General features: G+C 46.5%; 12 protein-coding genes and 2 pseudogenes. 8 read left to right on the plus strand and 6 right to left on the minus strand.

From position 1 onward, the window contains the following. Nucleotides 1–60: 60 nt before the first annotated feature. Nucleotides 61–261, minus strand: a complete 201-nt coding sequence (locus tag RID53_RS10370) for a hypothetical protein (protein ID WP_446388022.1) — start codon at nucleotides 259–261, stop codon at nucleotides 61–63. A 340-nt stretch (nucleotides 262–601) separates the two neighbouring features. Between RID53_RS10370 and msrA the strand changes: the two genes are divergently transcribed. Then, nucleotides 602–1,264, plus strand: coding sequence for a peptide-methionine (S)-S-oxide reductase MsrA (msrA, locus tag RID53_RS10375; RefSeq protein WP_446388023.1), 663 nt, complete (start codon nucleotides 602–604; stop codon nucleotides 1,262–1,264). A gap of 120 nt (nucleotides 1,265–1,384) precedes the next feature. Here the strand turns inward: msrA and RID53_RS10380 are convergent, their stop codons facing one another. Both RID53_RS10380 and RID53_RS10385 read right to left on the minus strand, forming a co-directional pair. Further along, nucleotides 1,385–1,822 carry a hypothetical protein gene (locus RID53_RS10380; protein ID WP_446388024.1) on the minus strand — a complete coding sequence of 146 codons (438 nt, stop codon included), beginning with the start codon at nucleotides 1,820–1,822 and terminating at the stop codon, nucleotides 1,385–1,387. Nucleotides 1,823–1,843: 21 nt separating this feature from the next. Further along, a complete protein-coding gene (locus RID53_RS10385; protein ID WP_446388025.1) occupies nucleotides 1,844–1,975 on the minus strand; it encodes a hypothetical protein in 132 nt (43 codons plus the stop codon). 262 nt (nucleotides 1,976–2,237) lie between these two features. On the opposite strand from RID53_RS10385, the gene crtA reads away from it, so the two are divergent. Further along, on the plus strand, nucleotides 2,238–3,062 hold the full coding sequence (crtA, locus tag RID53_RS10390) for a cyanoexosortase A (protein WP_446388026.1): 825 nt from the start codon (nucleotides 2,238–2,240) through the stop codon (nucleotides 3,060–3,062). Between the two features lie 737 nt (nucleotides 3,063–3,799). Here the strand turns inward: crtA and RID53_RS10395 are convergent. Continuing rightward, entirely contained in the window at nucleotides 3,800–6,856 is a 3,057-nt protein-coding gene (locus tag RID53_RS10395) for a protein kinase domain-containing protein (RefSeq protein ID WP_446388027.1), read from the minus strand. 187 nt (nucleotides 6,857–7,043) lie between these two features. On the opposite strand from RID53_RS10395, the gene RID53_RS10400 reads away from it, so the two are divergent. Beyond that, nucleotides 7,044–8,105 (plus strand): adenosine deaminase, encoded by a 1,062-nt coding sequence (locus RID53_RS10400; RefSeq protein ID WP_446388028.1) that lies wholly within the window; start codon nucleotides 7,044–7,046, stop codon nucleotides 8,103–8,105. Between the two features lie 196 nt (nucleotides 8,106–8,301). Here RID53_RS10400 and RID53_RS10405 read toward each other — a convergent pair whose 3' ends face one another. After that, a complete protein-coding gene (locus RID53_RS10405; protein WP_446388029.1) occupies nucleotides 8,302–8,808 on the minus strand; it encodes a hypothetical protein in 507 nt (168 codons plus the stop codon). A 437-nt stretch (nucleotides 8,809–9,245) separates the two neighbouring features. Further along, nucleotides 9,246–10,874: a mechanosensitive ion channel family protein gene (locus RID53_RS10410; RefSeq protein WP_446388030.1), complete on the minus strand. Its 1,629-nt coding sequence runs from the start codon at nucleotides 10,872–10,874 to the stop codon at nucleotides 9,246–9,248. 235 nt (nucleotides 10,875–11,109) lie between these two features. Here RID53_RS10410 and acpP point away from each other — a divergent pair, with 235 nt between their 5' ends. The 5 genes and pseudogenes from acpP to RID53_RS10435 form a co-directional block, all read left to right on the plus strand. Then, nucleotides 11,110–11,358, plus strand: a complete 249-nt coding sequence (gene acpP / locus RID53_RS10415; RefSeq protein ID WP_006101784.1) for an acyl carrier protein — start codon at nucleotides 11,110–11,112, stop codon at nucleotides 11,356–11,358. 63 nt (nucleotides 11,359–11,421) lie between these two features. Continuing rightward, nucleotides 11,422–12,675, plus strand: a complete 1,254-nt coding sequence (fabF, locus tag RID53_RS10420; protein WP_446388031.1) for a beta-ketoacyl-ACP synthase II — start codon at nucleotides 11,422–11,424, stop codon at nucleotides 12,673–12,675. 108 nt (nucleotides 12,676–12,783) lie between these two features. Next, a pseudogene (locus RID53_RS10425) lies at nucleotides 12,784–14,021 on the plus strand (hypothetical protein). A 194-nt stretch (nucleotides 14,022–14,215) separates the two neighbouring features. Continuing rightward, entirely contained in the window at nucleotides 14,216–16,234 is a 2,019-nt protein-coding gene (gene tkt / locus RID53_RS10430; RefSeq protein WP_446388032.1) for a transketolase, read from the plus strand. 973 nt (nucleotides 16,235–17,207) lie between these two features. Then, nucleotides 17,208–17,285, plus strand: a pseudogene (locus RID53_RS10435) (RRXRR domain-containing protein); the annotation flags it as partial. Between the last annotated feature and the right edge of the window lie 18 nt (nucleotides 17,286–17,303).

The following is a 17,303-nucleotide window of genomic DNA, read 5'->3' on the forward strand; positions in this document are numbered from 1 at the left end:
GATTGTTCACGTTTGTGTTTAGGAAAATCATGCCACAATTCAACCGACATTGGAAAGTGCTCACGTCGTCTGTAGTAAATCTCTACTACTGTGCTGGATTTGAGCCAGAATCTGCATCGCTTCTGTCAAATTCTCACAAAGATAATTTGTTTTGAAGTAAAAGGGTTTCAGACGCTCAGTCGTTATTTCAGCCGGTTCCCAAATGATCAGCTTCAAGGGTTTTTGGGGATGATTCGTTGCACAAAGCGAGTGGAGTAACATCGTAGTACGCACCTCAATCAGTAGAATGCTCCGGGTTCAGAATCCAGATTCAGCCTCCCACCGCCAGACGGCTGACAGCGATCAGGACTTTTTCCGGGGTCTTTACAAAACTACATTCACAAAGGTGTCTATCAGGACGCTTCATTAAAACTTTACAACCAGGGAGATGGGGGAATTGTAGGGGCGGGTTTTACTACTAACGTTGGGTTGTCACCTTGATATCACTAAACCCGCCCCAATTAGAGTGCAAGTCATCTTCAACAAATGACGAATGACAAAGGACAAATGACAAATATTAAGTAAAGTAAAGATATAGCAGCAAAATCGGAGTCGTAATTTTATGGTGTTATTTGGATTTGGCGGATTTGGCAAAAAGCTCAGCCTGCCTAAACCTGAAGAAGCGTTACCGGGGCGGGAAGAACCCATGTCCGTTCCAGCCAACCACTATGTCAACGGCAATCCTCTCAAACCCCCTTACCCCGATGGTATGGAAATGGCGATGTTTGGCATGGGCTGTTTCTGGGGGGCTGAACGCCGATTTTGGCAACAAGAGGGAGTGTTTGTCACGGCTGTGGGGTATGCAGGTGGGATAACGCCTAACCCCACCTATCAAGAAGTCTGTACCGGGATGACGGGTCACAATGAAGTTGTGCGCGTCGTATTTGACCCCAAGGTGATTAGTTATCAGCAATTGCTGAAAGTTTTCTGGGAGAGTCATAATCCCACCCAAGGGATGCGCCAAGGAAATGACACGGGTACTCAATATCGTTCGGGAATTTATACCTATTCCGATAGTCAAAAGAAACTCGCAGACGCTTCACGAGACGCCTATCAAAAAGCGCTGAGTGAGGCGGGTCATGGAGAAATCACCACAGAAATTGTTGATGCTCCAGAGTTTTACTATGCAGAAGGCTATCACCAGCAATACTTAGCCAAGAATCCCAATGGCTATTGTGGGCTAGGAGGAACTAATGTGACTTGTCCGACTCCAGTGGCTCTGTAGTGTATAAATTCCAATTGACCTTGATTTGACCCCACCCTAACCCTCCCCTTACCAAGGGGAGGGAACTTGAACAGCTTGGGTTTTGCCCTTGTGCCTTCTATCTTCTGCCTTAATTTGTGCCTATCGTTGGGCTTGTATCTGATCAATCTTGCGTGTCAGTGCGATTCGGGTTGAGGCGGTGTAGCAGCGATTTGTCAAGGGATCATACCCTTCCCAATGTCGGGCAGCTTGGTTAATAAACCAATCGCCATACATACCATTCCCATCGAAATCACTGTCTAGCATCATCCACTCCCTGGCTAAGGGTAAGCCATCCTCAGCCAAGGCTTCAACCTGGGGTTGCACCCAGTCCCACAATTCCTGAACACTAGGAAAAATACCGGGATGCCAGTATTCATTCAGAATACTTGATACCACAACTCGATATCCTTGCTCGACTGGATAAATCCGAACTTCAATCCCATCGTGGCTAATCGCTTGAGATGCCGTAAAACGGTTTTCTGGCATGGCTTGGGGATGATTCAGGCGGCGATTGTTAAGCTTTGATTTGCCGGACATGAAATTATTGGATACATCGCTTCATCTGCCATGATAGCGATCGCGCTTCCCAAACTTGGCGACTTCACCGATGGAACGCTTCTCCTTCAGGCTAATTCCATCCTGGCGAACTCTAAGAAACCACCCGGAGAGATCGCTGGGCTTTTTGGACATATTTGGTGATAACCGCCATTTATTTTAGCGATTATTGACAAAAAATTGGCACGCCATCTCAGAAAAGCCAGCGTGAGAGAGCGCTGGATGACATGGAAAGTATCATGGTGCCGCTACTAGATTACACCATTGATGGGATGACTGAAAATAGTAGCTTTACAGTTTGATACTTTCGCCACAAAGGAAAAGCATGATTTATTTTTTTCTGTGTTAACTTATGGGTATTTGCATCGAAGCCGCTTGAGTTCCCAGTTGCTGAATCATGACTCAACTCAATCCCCTGAAATCTAACCAATTTTGGTTATTGGGTATCGCCACGGGTTTAATCACACTGCATTTCACGTTAGTATCGAGAAGCAATAATAATAATCTATTCAGCGCCAGCCTCCTGTTTGGGTGCGTGGTTTTAGGGTTGCTGTGGATGAAGCGCGATCAAATAACCTGGCACAGCAGTCCATTATCCAGTAGTTTGGCAGGGTTGCTGATAGCCGGGATTCTGTTTAAAAGTAAACATGTCGTTGGCGATGACGTTTTCCTGCAACTTTTCCCGTTGATGTCAGGATTGGCGTTAGCGTTACTGGTATCTGGGTTTAAGGGATTAAAACAATACAATAAAGAATGGCTACTGCTGGGGTTTATTGCAGTTCCTTGGAGACAACTGGTTTATCCAGTTCTTAACTTATCCTTGTTAACCGCTAAGTTTGCCAGTGGTTTTCTCTGGCTATTGGGCTTTGAGGTTAAGCGTGAAGGGGTTATTGTCAGTTTGCCTACGGGGAGTATTGAAGTTTACAATGGCTGTGCCGGTTTAAAGCTTATGGTTCAGCTTTTAGGCATTGCCTTGATTTTTTTAGTCCTTGTGCCAACGGGATTAAAACAGAAGGTTTTACTACCCATTTTTGCCGTTTTTATCGGTTTTGTGATTAACGGGATGCGGGTGGCGCTGATGGCGGTACTTGTCGCCCTATCAGAGCAAGAGGCATTTGCTTACTGGCATTTGGGACAGGGTTCTTTACTATTTTCGCTGATTGCAGTATTGATTTTTGGTTTAGTCTGCCATAAGGTTGCAGGGGGTTTTGTAAGGGTTTGAGGCTTGTTTACAAAACTTAGTACAGTGCTGTTTTCTTTTGTCCGACTACTTAGTAGTTGCATCCCTATTCCACGAGTCGTCTGTTTGGGATCAGGGATAATACGCATTAAACGGTTTTTTTGTCAAATCTGCCTCGAAATGAGTCTAGGCAATTAGGTTGTGCAATATAGTTGTAGTATTTGAGGCTTGCCGACACGAGAACGAAAAAAATAACGCAGTATAAGGCGTTGAAGCGTTTACTGTTGAAAATTGGCACTGAAATACACCCAATACAGGATTCAAATAACATCATACTACATTCTCAAACCCCGATCAAATCAGGATTTACCCGCGATATTTTCGGGCAGCCCTAAATCCGCTTTACTTTAGAATATTAAAACGTAAACGTCAATGGTAAAAGTTTTATTTATCTGTATGAACTGGTACAGATTGTTAATAATGGCGAATGCGACAACAAAATATTCTCGATTGTCCTCCACTTGTAGGGGCGGGTTTAGGGACTCAATTAATCGGGAAACCGATAACTTATAGCCCTACGGGGATACGTTAGGACATTCCCCTGTTGCCTGTTGCCTGTTGCCTGTTGCCTGTTGCCTTTTCACCCAATTGTATTGTCCTAACCTTAATGCGTAGTGCTATATCAACCAGACCCACCCTGATTAAATTGACAAAACAACGTCCTAATTCAAATTTTTGGGATTCCCCAGGGGAATTTTCGGGCGCACGTCTGTGCGCCCCTACGAACGGATTTTTATGATTACCTTCCTTAACGGCTTGATCCCAAAGACAACTATCAATAACAGCAGGGTAAAGAGATTCCCGATAATCTGATCCGGTTCTGGTACACTAGCGGTGTTTCCAGTCGATGGTGTATCTGTTCCTTGATTATCCATTCCTTCAGGAGTCTCAACCGGGACATTGAGTTTTTTACCATCCTTGTTATCGACTCGAATTTCTTCGGTAACGGCTACAAATGACGTATATTTGGACATTAAGCGATAATTGAGTGCTGTATCCGTCACCGCTTCGACTACCTCTGGCGTTTCACGACCATACATTTGATTCATTAATGCCTTAATCCGCGCCCGTCCCCACAGTTGCGCGATCGCACCATTCCCGCGCACCTCGTCAAAGTTCACGTCTAAGGTGGTTTCGTAGGGTTGACCTCCAGCCACCGTGCCGCTAATCTTAAGTTTGCCATTCGTGCGATCGCCTTTGCGTCCAAATACGACTAAGGGCTGGTTGGCAAATAAATCCCGTATCTTTTGGGGATAAAATTCTGGTGCGTTTCCTGTCCCCTCCCAACTGACTTGGATATTCGTCAAGACAGGATTATTAATCTCTTGGAAAAACTCCTTGGCGACAACCTCTGCTGATTCATTCGGGGGAACCACTTCAGCGGTTCCGCGCCCCAATTCCGCTAACCGTTCAATTAAAAAGCGATTCGTCGAAGACCCCACGCCAAAACTATACAAGCGATTTCCTGGCTTGAGGCGATCGCGAATTTGACCGATAATCTGTTCATCATCGCCAATTAATCCATCGGTCAATAATACTACACTCCGCAACCGTCCCGCAGGTGCAGCCGGGAACTTCAATACGGTGTCAATCCCATTCATTAACTCAGTTCCGCCATTGGCATTGAGGCGATTAATATAGTTGAGGGCTAACTTCCGGTTCTGGGGTGTATTCGCTAACGGTTTATCCGATAACTGAGTCGTACTATTGGCAAAATCAATAATCGTAAACGTATCTTGGGGATTCAATCCCTGAATAAACTGGCGCATCAATTCCTTGGATTGGACAATGGGGGAACCGGATTGTGATCCAGAGGTATCGACGAGGAATACTACATCCTTGGGGACAATTTCATTCTGTTGATACTCAATCGCCGGGATTAAATACGTGGCGAAATGACCCCCCCGTTCATCAGCTTGGGTTAAGACAGTGGCTTGCGTGTCTGCACCTGCGACTTGATAGCGTAAAATTAAGTCTTTATTCGGAATCGTCTCTTGATCTGCCAGTTCTACCCGTACCGTGGAACTCGTCTGTTGGGTGGTAACCGGATGAGAGGGCGATCGCACGTTACTGATAGGTACGCCTGCATCAATTTCGACGGTCACATCAATATCATGACCGGATCGTCCTGGCGGTGCGATCGGAGGATTCACCTGTGCCGCATAAGCCACGTTTGTCGTCAGCGCTTGGTTTGTAGTCGGCGCTTTAGCGCTACCAACACTATTCCCAGCCGTATATCGCGGTGCGACTACCATCGGAAACGCAAACTCATAATCCCCGCCCTCAAATTTCAGGCTATCGGTATAGCGAATCGTTACCTCAATACTTTCTCCGGGTTTAATATTCGCCAGCGACTGAGTAAACACATTCGCCCGTTCTTGTTCTAATAACCCCGCCGTTTTTCCCGCTTTTTTCGCTTTCTCATAAATTTGCTTGGCTTCCTGGCGTTTCTTAATCACGCCGCGAATAATCCGATCATCCAGTTGAATTTCCATATCATCCACCGCCGCTTCATCAGGGAGGGGGAATTTATAGACAGCTTCTAAGGGATGATCAAAGGGATTGGTAAAGGTTTGGGTAACTTCCACCCGCGACACATTCCCAGTAATTTTTGTGGCGACTTGGGTATGTTCTAAAGGGAATACCTGCTGTTGTCCATTAACGGTGGCGAAAAGTCCGCCAGTTTGACTCGATGATGATGTCGGTGACTTCTCCTGAATTGGATTCGTAACCACTGGGTTACGGCGAGAAACCTGCTGGGTTACAGGTGATACTAGATACCGAATTCCGGCAAATCCCATAATCAATACTGTACTCGCCACCAACCATTGTGTTCCCTTGCTTCCACGCTGAGAAGTTAAATCCTTTAATACCGCCTCCGCCGACTGATAGCGCCGTTTAGTCGCACTTTGCAGCAAAGTATTCAGAATCTTGGCTAAGGGTTTACTGATTGACCTGTTCGCGTTTAAATAATCCTGCCATACCCACGCATCTTCATGACTATCAAATAAATCAAAGGGCGGTATTTGCGTCAGCAGGTGAATACAGGTAACGCCTAAACTGTATAAATCACTGGCAAAAACAGCTTTTCCGCGCACCTGTTCCGGCGCGGTATAGGCGGCTGAACCAATCACCGTTCCGGTGCGTTCCAGAATGGTTTCTGTGGCAAACTTAGCCGCACCAAAATCCACTAACACCAGATTCCCATAACCGGGACGACGAATAATATTTTCCGGTTTAATATCCCGGTGAATGACCTGATGACTATGGATAAATTGGAGAACAGGTAATAAATCGCGCAACAGCAGGCGGATTTTTAATTCACTGAAAGGTCCTTCGCTGGCGAGTTCAGCGGCTAGGTTTTGTCCATGGATAAATTCTTGAACTAAATACTGACGCTTGTCTTGGCTAAAATAATCTAATAATTGGGGAATTTGGGAATGATGTCCCAGCGTTTTTAAGCGTTGGGCTTCTTGTTCAAATAGTTCGGCAGCTTTTTCCTGATGCGTGGTGCTTGAGTGTTTGGGGAAAAACTGCTTAATCGCACAGTCGGGATGATTGGGATTGGATTCATCCACACCGCGAAAGGTTCTGCCAAAGCCACCTTGTCCTAGGGGATGAATTGCCCGATAGCGACCGGATAATAGTAACTCTGAACCGCAACTGTGACAACTGACGGCATCTCGCGGATTCTCTGGATGCTGACAATCGGGGTTCAAGCAATAGCACTGAGAGGGATGAGAGGCAGTGCTGTTTTCAGGGTTAGCGGTGGTCATGGCATCCAGTTCTCTAAGTCCTTGAGGTTATTCTAGCTGGTGAGAATGGAAAAAGGGGAATTGTAAATTACTGTTGCAATAATTAGAGTTGCTGCAATTTTTTTTTACAAAGGCTACCGTTGATCTAAGTCGTGGTGACATGTCTGTCCAGCCAAGACTGAAAACGACCTGATTATCAGGAGATTGTATGCCATTATATGCAGAATTACACCGTCATCTGGGCGGTTCAGTGGTTCCTCGGATTCTCTGGCGATATTTTCAACGTCAAACTGATCCGTTGACCCAGAAATTTGCCGACTATGACGACTTTGAGGAATTTTACACGCGATCGCGCAATACACTAGATGAGTATTTGGAACTGCACACCTTAGTCGAACATGTACAAACGGCGCAAACGTTGCCCTATTTTATTTATCGCTTAATTCGCGGCGCGTATATCTTTGAAAATTTAGCCTATTTAGAACTGCGGTATACGCCTTATTTACGCACATCGGAACAATTAAGTCAATCGGAACGGATTGATCAGATGGCGCAGATTGTGGAGATTGTCGGACAAGCCAGTCAAGTCCAGGATTATCCGATGGTAACCAGTCAAATTCTCTGTATGCATGCGCGGCTTCCCTATAACGTGAATAAGGCAATTGTAGACCTCGCCGCCCAAAGAAAGGATTATGTCTGTGGGGTGGATTTGGCAGGAGGAGATGCCCATTATGGGGAACGGTTAGCCGAATTTGTCGGACTCTATCAGTATGCGCGATCGCTCGGTCTGAATACAACAGGTCATCTCTACGAAACCAGCGACGGTTGTTATCCGGAACTGTTACCTTATTTAATGCGGATTGGTCATGGAATTCATATTCCCTTAAAGTATCCAGCGTTGTTAAAAGAAGTTGCCCAGCGACAGCAATGTTTAGAAGTCTGTCCCACCACCTACTTAAAAACCGGAACCCTGGAGGATATTCAGCAACTTAAAATCGTCTTTGATTCCTGTTTCGAGGCGGGGGTGGATATTGCCATTTGTACCGATAACGCCGGATTAAATAATGTGCGGTTACCCTTTGAGTACGAAAACCTATTAACTCAAGATATTATTGATTTTGAGCAAATGCAAGCCTGTCAAGATGCTGCCTTTCGTCACGCCTTTGCTTGGCCCCATCAACAGCATCCCGCCTCTCTATTAACCGGATTGTTGAAAAATCCCAGAGATGAGGTAGTCACCGCCAATGGTACGCCCAGAACCAAAGATTAACTGGTAGATACCCGCTGACATAAATTAACACCCTGTAGGGGCGACCCGCTTGCATCAATTAACAACGGTGATCCACTCGATTTGATCGGGTCGCCCTCTCTTCCTGTTTAAGCGAAGATAATATCAAAGACTGTTCGTTACCCTCATTTCTAGATGGCGTGAAAAGTCAGCTAATGACTATTCTAATAGTATTACCCTATTCAACATCATTAATAATTTTAAATTCATTCGATATACGTTCCGACAACGGTAATAATTCGGCTTCATTTACCGGATCAGATAATTCTTGATAAATGTCCCGAACTAATCGATACCGACCCGGAATAGTAGCGTCGAACGTAGGTGCAGCATTATATCCAGGCAAATAACCATAAACCTGATAAGTATCTCGGTATGTCTCTCCTGGAGGAATTTCCCAAGGCGGACTTAAACATTCATTCTCTACCGGAGAATATACCGTTTCCCATTCCCCATCCCTATATTTTTGTAATTGAGGCGCAGACGGTTGGTGACAACCGATTAAATAAACAGTATTGCCTGTCGTATTCGTATATTCAGTTTCAATGGTCAATTTAACCCCGGGTTTAGGATTATTTACAATCTCGGCATAATAGCTTAATTGATCAGTACGAATCGCCGAGTTGCCTATTGTCTGTGATGTTGCTGAACAGGCTACGGTTACACTTGCTAATGCTATACCCATCCATCTAATTCTCTGGTTAAATTTCATCGTCATGCCTACTTGATTTGCAGATACTTATATGATGTCCGAACCCATCACCCCTACTCCCTATCACCGTAATTATGGGTATTCAACCGGACATGATATTAAAATATAACTTGACTTATTGGCGGGTGTCACGGCTAGCCACAGATGAAAACTCTGACCCACTAGACTCATACCTTTCGGAAAAAGTTCCTCAATTCAACTAATTTACCTTCGTTGGTAAGTACCTGGACATAAATTCTGTACGCTGTACTAAGAATGCTAACAAGCCTCAAATCTCTCCTGTTCCCTGTTCTCAACCGTTAACATTAATGAAAGTCCGACTACTTACAAGGGATACTGAGTAACCTCCTGTATGGCTTAAATGATTTTCCCTTGAAGTCCTAAAACCTTCTGGCTTGTTGCGCTTTTGTTTAGGGTTTAACTGGTGGGTAACTCTCTTTAAAATGTCGCATTACTTCTTGATAAATTTCACTACTTACGCGACTACCCCGTCTAAAGTCTTCTAGCTTGGCATTATCTAAATAGAATTCAATAGTAAATTTAATTAAGGTAAATCCCTCATATTGGGATGTTCCCTTCATCCTAATTTTTGGTTCCTGCCGTTGACTTCTAGCTTGTTTAAATCGCTCCCGCAACCATTTGACTAAATCCAGGACATAATCATCGAGCCGGGTTTCTTCCCGATGAGGATTGCTAATTTTCTGAAAAACTCGTTGAAACCGTCGTTTTAATAGTTCAATTTTTCGTTCCCATTCATCAGGTAAAATATATTGATCTTCATCGCGTAAATCTGGATCTCTTAACCACAGGCGATACCATTCCCGCACCAAACCAATTAATGTGTCTTGCGATTCATTTTCTTCCAACTCAAAAATGATCCGTTTATTCTGCCGTCTTTGCACAACTTCTAAACCCACTTGTTGAAGAACATCCTCATATTCTTGTTGGATCGTTTCAATTTCTTCAATATTTAGACCGCCTTTTTCGGCAAATTGAATCGTTACCATCAGGGCTTCTAACGATTGTTCAATATCTTCGAGTTTGAGATTTACATCATTTTCCAGAAGTAGACGCTGACGACCTACTTTTTTTTTATAGGCAAAATTAGTTTCTAAGTTATCTACAACAAAGAAATCATCTATATGGGTTAATTTTTTGTCAATATCTCCTAATGTATCCGGATGAGCAAAAACAATTTCCCACATGAGCTGCTGACTTTCTTCTAAGTCACATTCAGGTGGTATTTCTATCGGCAATGCGTAGAAGTGATGGGGAATCGGGCGACTTAAATTGGTAATCAATTGACCTTGTAAAACGCTATTGGGGATATAGACTTCACTGCGGTCATCAAATATATAAAGTTGAGTCACGCGCACGCCAATCTTTCGCAGCATACCAATGGAGCCATTTTCTAACTCCAGAATGTCACCAAATTGAAATGGCGTGTCAATCAATAGAACAATTCCACTAAAGAAGTTCGCTAAAATATCTTTAACCGCAAACCCGATAATAAACGTCGCCCCACCCAAAGTGACCCAAATCCCCGTTAAATCAACACCAAAGGATTGGAGAACAAACGCACTACCCAAAAGAAAAATAACAAACGGGACAACCCCTTCAAGGAGAGGCAGCAGCACATTGTCCCACATCGCTTCCGTTTGTCGGGCATAATCTTTGAGGTAGTAGACAAAAACTTGAATAAATAACTGGATCAACCAATAACTGACTGCCACAATAATGCCAGCAGTCAACAGGCGATCAAACCAGCCGATGGTATCCCCAGAATCAAGATCCGCAAAGGAAACCTTTAAACTAACCAGAATGAAAATGCTCAGGATGGGATAGGCGGAGACATTCAGGGTAACCAGGGCAATATCGCTCTCAAACTTCCGAAAAATGGAGCGCAGCCCATAAAATAAGATGACATAGAGGAGACAGGCTCCTAGGGCAGCGATCGCCAGCTTCCCCAAAACGAACCCAATGGTCTGTAAGGGAATGACAGTCAATGCAGTAAATAGAATCAGAGTGTTGATGTTCATGGTTGATTGCCACGTAGCTTGCTTAAAGGCGAAGGAGTACCACGTAGCTTACTTCTCTCTTCGCAAGTACCATGAACATGATATGATGAATAGCCCAACTGGATGCCAGTTGGTGAAGCGACTACCGATGGGTTTGATGATTCCCCTTTCGGATAAGATGAGAAAATGCAAAGGAACCAAGTAACATAAGCTTGATAACGTTCTAGCTAGCAAGTCGGTTGAGGTATACAAGTAAATGAACCAAGAAATTTTCGATAGAGTCAAAAAAATCGTGGCGGAACAACTGGAAGTTGAACCCGGTGACGTAACCCCTCAAGCTAACTTTGCCAATGATCTCAATGCCGACTCCCTGGACGTGGTGGAATTGGTCATGGCTTTAGAGGAAGAGTTCGATATCGAGATTCCAGACGAAGCCGCCGAACAGATTGCCACAGTCCAAGCGGCTGTGGACTATATCAGCTCAAAAACAGAAGCGGCGGCGTAATTAGCGGTTATCTTCTCGACTAAGTTCTGCGTTCTCAGGCAGTTTCCCTGTTTTATTGGCATCATGACAAACATTGAACTCAAGCGCGTTGTTATTACAGGTTTAGGCGCGATCACTCCCATCGGCAATACTTTGGCGGAGTATTGGGACGGACTTTTAAGTGGGCGTAATGGGATTAGTACGATTACCCGGTTTGACCCGTCCCGTCATGCTTGTCGGATAGCGGGCGAAGTCACGGGGTTTAATCCCCATGATTATATGGATCGCAAAGAAGCCAAACGGATGGATCGCTTTGCCCAATTTGGCGTCGCGGCGAGTAAACAAGCGATCGCGGATGCGAAGTTTGTCATTAATGAACTGAACGCAGAACAGGTGGGTGTCGTTATTGGCACCGGGGTTGGCGGGATTAAAGTCATGGAAGACCAACAAGAGGTCTACTTGAATCGCGGTCCCGATCGCTGTAGTCCGTTTATGATTCCGATGATGATTGCCAATATGGCAGCCGGACTTACGGCAATTCATACCGGGGCAAAGGGACCAAATACCTGTACCGTCAGCGCCTGTGCCTCTGGTGCCCATGGGGTAGGAGATGCCTTTCGCTTGATTCAACGGGGGTATGCCCAGGCGATGATTTGTGGGGGAACGGAAGCCGCCGTAACTCCGTTATCCGTGGCAGGGTTTGCTTCGGCAAAAGCCCTGTCTACCCGCAATGATGACCCTGAACATGCCTGTCGTCCCTTTGATCGCGATCGCGATGGCTTTGTTATGGGTGAAGGGGCAGGCATTTTAATCCTAGAAGAACTAGAACACGCCTTGAGTCGAGGGGCGCGGATTTATGCCGAAATGGTCGGGTATGGCATGACCTGTGATGCCTATCATATGACCTCACCCGTACCCGGTGGTGAAGGGGCAGTCCGGGCAATGCAGTTGGCACTCAAGGATGGGGGATTGCAGCCTGAAGATGTCAGCTATATTAATGCCCACGGCACGAGTACGCCTGTTAATGATCCCACAGAAACCACTGCGATTAAAAAGGTTTTGGGCGATCATGCCTACAAAATTGCCGTCAGTTCCACCAAATCGATGACGGGTCATCTGTTAGGCGGTTCTGGGGGGATTGAATCCGTCGCCTCTGTCTTAGCCGTCGCCCATGACCACATTCCACCAACGATTAATTTAGAAAATCCCGATCCAGAGTGTGATCTCGATTATGTCCCCAATCAAAGCCGCCAGCAAACCGTAGACGTAGCCCTATCCAATTCCTTTGGTTTTGGCGGTCATAATGTCACCTTAGTCTTCAAGAAATACCGGGCATAACCTTCGTTCGTACATTCGCTCGTAGTTGCGCTTTAGCGCCATACACAGCATGGGGAACCTGTCAACGGAAAGCTAACATAAACAAAACTCTCTACCCAAAGTCCGCCCATGCCCAAATGGTTTAACACGGCAGGTCCGTGCAAAGCGGACATACACTACATGCTCTCCCCCTTAGATCGGCTACCCCAGCTAGACCGACTAATTGAGCAGCAGGGCTACTTTGTCATCCATGCGCCCCGGCAAACAGGCAAAACCACCGCCATGCTAACGCTGGCACAGCAGCTTACCGCCAGTGGACGCTATACGGCTGTCATGGTATCCGCAGAAGTGGGCGCGGCTTTTCCCCATGATCCGGGAATGGCAGAACGGGCAATCCTGGATGCCTGGAAAGAGGATGCCACCTTTTGGCTACCCCCCGATATTTTACCGCCCCAGAAGTCGCCCAGCTATATGCACAACACACGGCTGAAACGGGTCAAGTCTTTTCCCCCGAAGCGATACAACGGGCTTTTGAATTAACTCAAGGACAACCTTGGTTGGTGAATGCCCTCGCCCGACAACTTGTGGAAGTTGTAGTGCCTGATCTGCAACAGGTGATCACCATTGATCATTTGGAACAAGCCAAGGAAATTTTGATTCAACGGCAAGATACCCATCTGGATAGTTTAGCCCACTTGTTGCGGGAAGACCGAGTACGGGTCATTCTGGAGCCGATTTTAGCAGGACAAGAATTGGGGGATATACCGAATGATGACCGACAGTTTTTGGTGGATTTAGGCTTGGTGGTGCGCCATCCTGCTGGAGGATTAACCCCAGCGAATCCGATTTACCGGGAAGTTTTACCGAGGGTATTAGCAAGTGGACCCCAGGATAGTTTGCCCGTGATTCACCCCAGTTGGCTAACCCGTGAGGGGAAACTGGATTCGGAGCAACTTCTGGAGGCGTTTCTCAGGTTTTGGCGTCAGCATGGAGAACCCTTACTCAAAAGTGCGCCCTATCATGAGATTGCGCCCCATTTGGTATTGATGGCATTTTTGCATCGGGTGGTGAATGGGGGTGGTATCCTAGAGCGGGAGTATGCGATTGGTACAGATCGGATGGATTTGTGTCTGCGTTATGGGAACGTCACGTTGGCGATGGAGTTGAAGGTGTGGCGCGAGGGACGCCCCGATCCGATTAAAGCGGGATTGGAGCAAATTGATCGCGATTTGGCGGGGTTAAAACTTGATACAGGATGGCTAGTGATTTTCGATCAACGTCCGGGATTGCCGCCTATTGCCCAGCGTACCACCACAGCATCGGCAATCACTCCAGGCGATCGCGCTATTGTGGTGATTCGGGGATGAGCAACCCCCTACTCCCCACGATTTACCAAACGAACCCCCAATCGCCAAATTTTAGCCCAGCTTATACTAGGAAGTCTTGATCATCGATCCCCCTAATGGGATGATGAGTGTATCCTTGGGGAAAGAGAAACCCTTGCTTTACGGAAATAATTTTGCGTTAAACCCTAGTTTCCTGGAGTCATTAGATAACACCTATGGTCGTTGCAACCCAATCTCTCGAAGAACTTTGTATTAATTCCATCCGCTTTCTGGCGATAGACGCCGTAGAGAAAGCCAATTCCGGTCATCCCGGATTGCCAATGGGCGCAGCACCGATGGCGTTTGTGCTGTGGGATCGCCTGATGCGGTACAACCCGAAAAATCCTAACTGGTTCAACCGCGATCGCTTTGTTTTGTCAGCGGGTCATGGCTGTATGTTACAGTACGGCTTGCTCTATCTGACCGGCTATGATGACATCACCCTTGATGATCTCAAGCAGTTCCGTCAGTGGGAATCCAAGACTCCCGGTCACCCAGAAAACTTCATGACTCAAGGGGTAGAAGTCACCACCGGACCGTTAGGACAAGGGATCGCCAACGGTGTCGGGTTAGCGATCGCAGAAGCACATTTAGCTGCCCAATTCAATAAACCCGATTGCCAAATTATCGACCACTACACCTATGTCATTTTAGGTGATGGTTGCAATATGGAAGGCGTATCTGGGGAAGCCTGTTCTGTCGCCGGACATCTGGGATTGGGTAAACTGATTGCCCTCTACGATGATAACCATATCTCCATTGATGGTTCCACCGACCTTGCCTTTACCGAAGATGTGGGCAAGCGCTTTGAGGCTTATGGGTGGCATGTCCAGCATGTTCCCGATGGTAACACCAACTTGGACGCGATTCACAAAGCAATTGAAGCGGCTAAAGCGGTTACCGATAAGCCCTCCTTAATTAAAGTCACCACCACCATTGGTTTCGGTTCTCCCAATAAAGCCAATACCCACGGCGTCCATGGTGCGGCGTTAGGTGCAGACGAAGTGAAAGCCACTCGTGAACATCTGGATTGGAACTATCCAGAATTCGAGGTACCCGAAGACGCCCTGAAGCATTTCCGCAAAGCAGTTGATCGCGGTGCTGAGTACGAAGAAGAGTGGAATAAACTCTTCACCCGTTACAAAACCGAATACGCAGAAGAAGCTGCCGTATTAGAACGGATGATCAGCGGCAAGTTGCCCGAGAACTGGGACAAAGCCCTACCCAGCTACACCCCCCAGGATAAGAAAGATGCCACTCGGAATCAATCGGGTGCAACCCTCAACGCTATGGCTGGGGTATTACCAGAACTCATTGGCGGTTCTGCTGACTTAGCCCCGTCCAACAAAACCTTACTCAAATCCTCCAAGGATTTCCAAAAAGGTGCGTATGAAAATCGCAACCTCCGCTTTGGGGTTCGCGAACATGGTATGGGAGCGATTTGTAATGGGATTGCCCTACATAAGTCTGGCTTGATTCCTTACGGTGCCACATTCTTAGTCTTCACCGACTACATGCGAGCATCGATTCGCCTCTCCGCCCTATCCCACGCTGGGGTAATCTGGGTAATGACCCATGACTCCGTGGCATTAGGAGAAGATGGTCCGACGCACCAACCAATTGAGCATATTCCTACCCTGCGAGCGATTCCCGACTTAATCGTGATTCGTCCTGCGGATGGAAATGAAACCTCTGGTGCCTATAAGGTAGCGGTTGAGAAGGCAAAACCTGCCCAAGGTTTAGCAACACCTAGTCTGTTAGCACTGTCTCGGCAAGGGCTACCCAACCTAGAGGGAAGTTCGATTGATGCTGTTGCTCAAGGGGCTTACATCTTATCGGATAGCGATGGCACACCCGACATCATCTTAATTGGCACCGGTTCGGAAGTTCACATCTGCGTTGATGCAGCGGAAAAACTCCGGGGTGAAGGTAAGAAAGTCCGCGTGGTTTCTATGCCAAGCTGGGAACTGTTTGAGGAACAGGATGAAAGCTATCGCGAATCCGTATTACCGAAAGCGGTAACCAAGCGGTTAGCGGTAGAAGCGGGGTCTAGCTTTGGCTGGTGTCGCTATGTTGGCGCTGAAGGTGACACGATTAGTATTGATCGCTTTGGCGCATCGGCTCCCGGTGGCGTTGCTTTAGAAAAGTTTGGTTACACGGTGGATAATATCGTGGCTAAGGCTAAGGCGCTTTAGGGATAGTAATTTCGTAGGGGTACGGCACTGCCGTGCCACTACAATCAGAAAGGCTCTCTATTTCTAGGGAGCCTTTGATGACTCAGGGGGTGACAAGCTAGCGGAAGTGTTGAGCCATCCTGCTTTTAGCCCATTTCTTCTTGTCACAGATAGGGTCAAAGATAGCAGTTTTTCTGGGGGACCAGCCCCCCAGACCCCCCGATGGGGGACGAGCGCCTCCCCCATACCCCCTGCGCAACGCTTCGCTTGAATATATCTCATGGCTGTGGTCTTCATCTGTCAATAAGGCTTCATCTTTGGAGATACTAATTGTCTGTTCAAAGCCCGATTTGAAAAGGTTTTAGACGGCTTGTCACCCCTTCAGCTTTGATGATTTACTGACTATTTTAAAATTGATAAATTAGGTAGGGTTCGTAGTAAGGACTTCAGCCCTAGATTTCGTTGGGTTGAGCGAAGTCGAAACCCAACCTACAACCCATTCCACCCCTCTAGGTGACATTGCTCGAATCATAAGCAATAGAACCCACATTCCGCACGTCAACTTGTAGTATGCCAAGTAGTACGGAAAAACTGGGTAGCTTGGCGAACTTTTTACGTATAAATACTTAGATTTTTCAGTTTTTATGTTCGCCAAGCTACCCAAAAGATGTAATCGTCACGTATTACATTATGAAGTGCGGAGTCTGGGATAGAAAAAAGGAGCGATCGCGTCTTGGACACTCAGCCGGATATAGATTACCCTAAACTAAACGCCGTGGGCGATTTCATGAACCCCGCCTTACTTCGTGAAGTCGGGGATTGTCAGAGATAACCTGTCAGGAAGTCTTGAATAGGGCATGAGTTGGTAGGGGATAACCACTGCTGAACGTTTCTCTAGTTCAGCTTAAATGTAGGTTTAGGAACTGGGTAAATCCAGGACACACCCCTATCAATGCCTGAAGAGAAGTAAACATTACACGAGTGGTTTATATCTATGAATCGTGTTCCGGTAGTTAGCAAAGAAGGAAAACCGCTAATGCCTAACATACCCTCTAGGGCGAGACGGTGGGTCTAAGAAGGTAAAGCCGTG

It is taken from the genome of Coleofasciculus sp. B1-GNL1-01, from assembly GCF_040220235.1.
Classification (GTDB): Bacteria; Cyanobacteriota; Cyanobacteriia; order Cyanobacteriales; family Coleofasciculaceae; genus Coleofasciculus.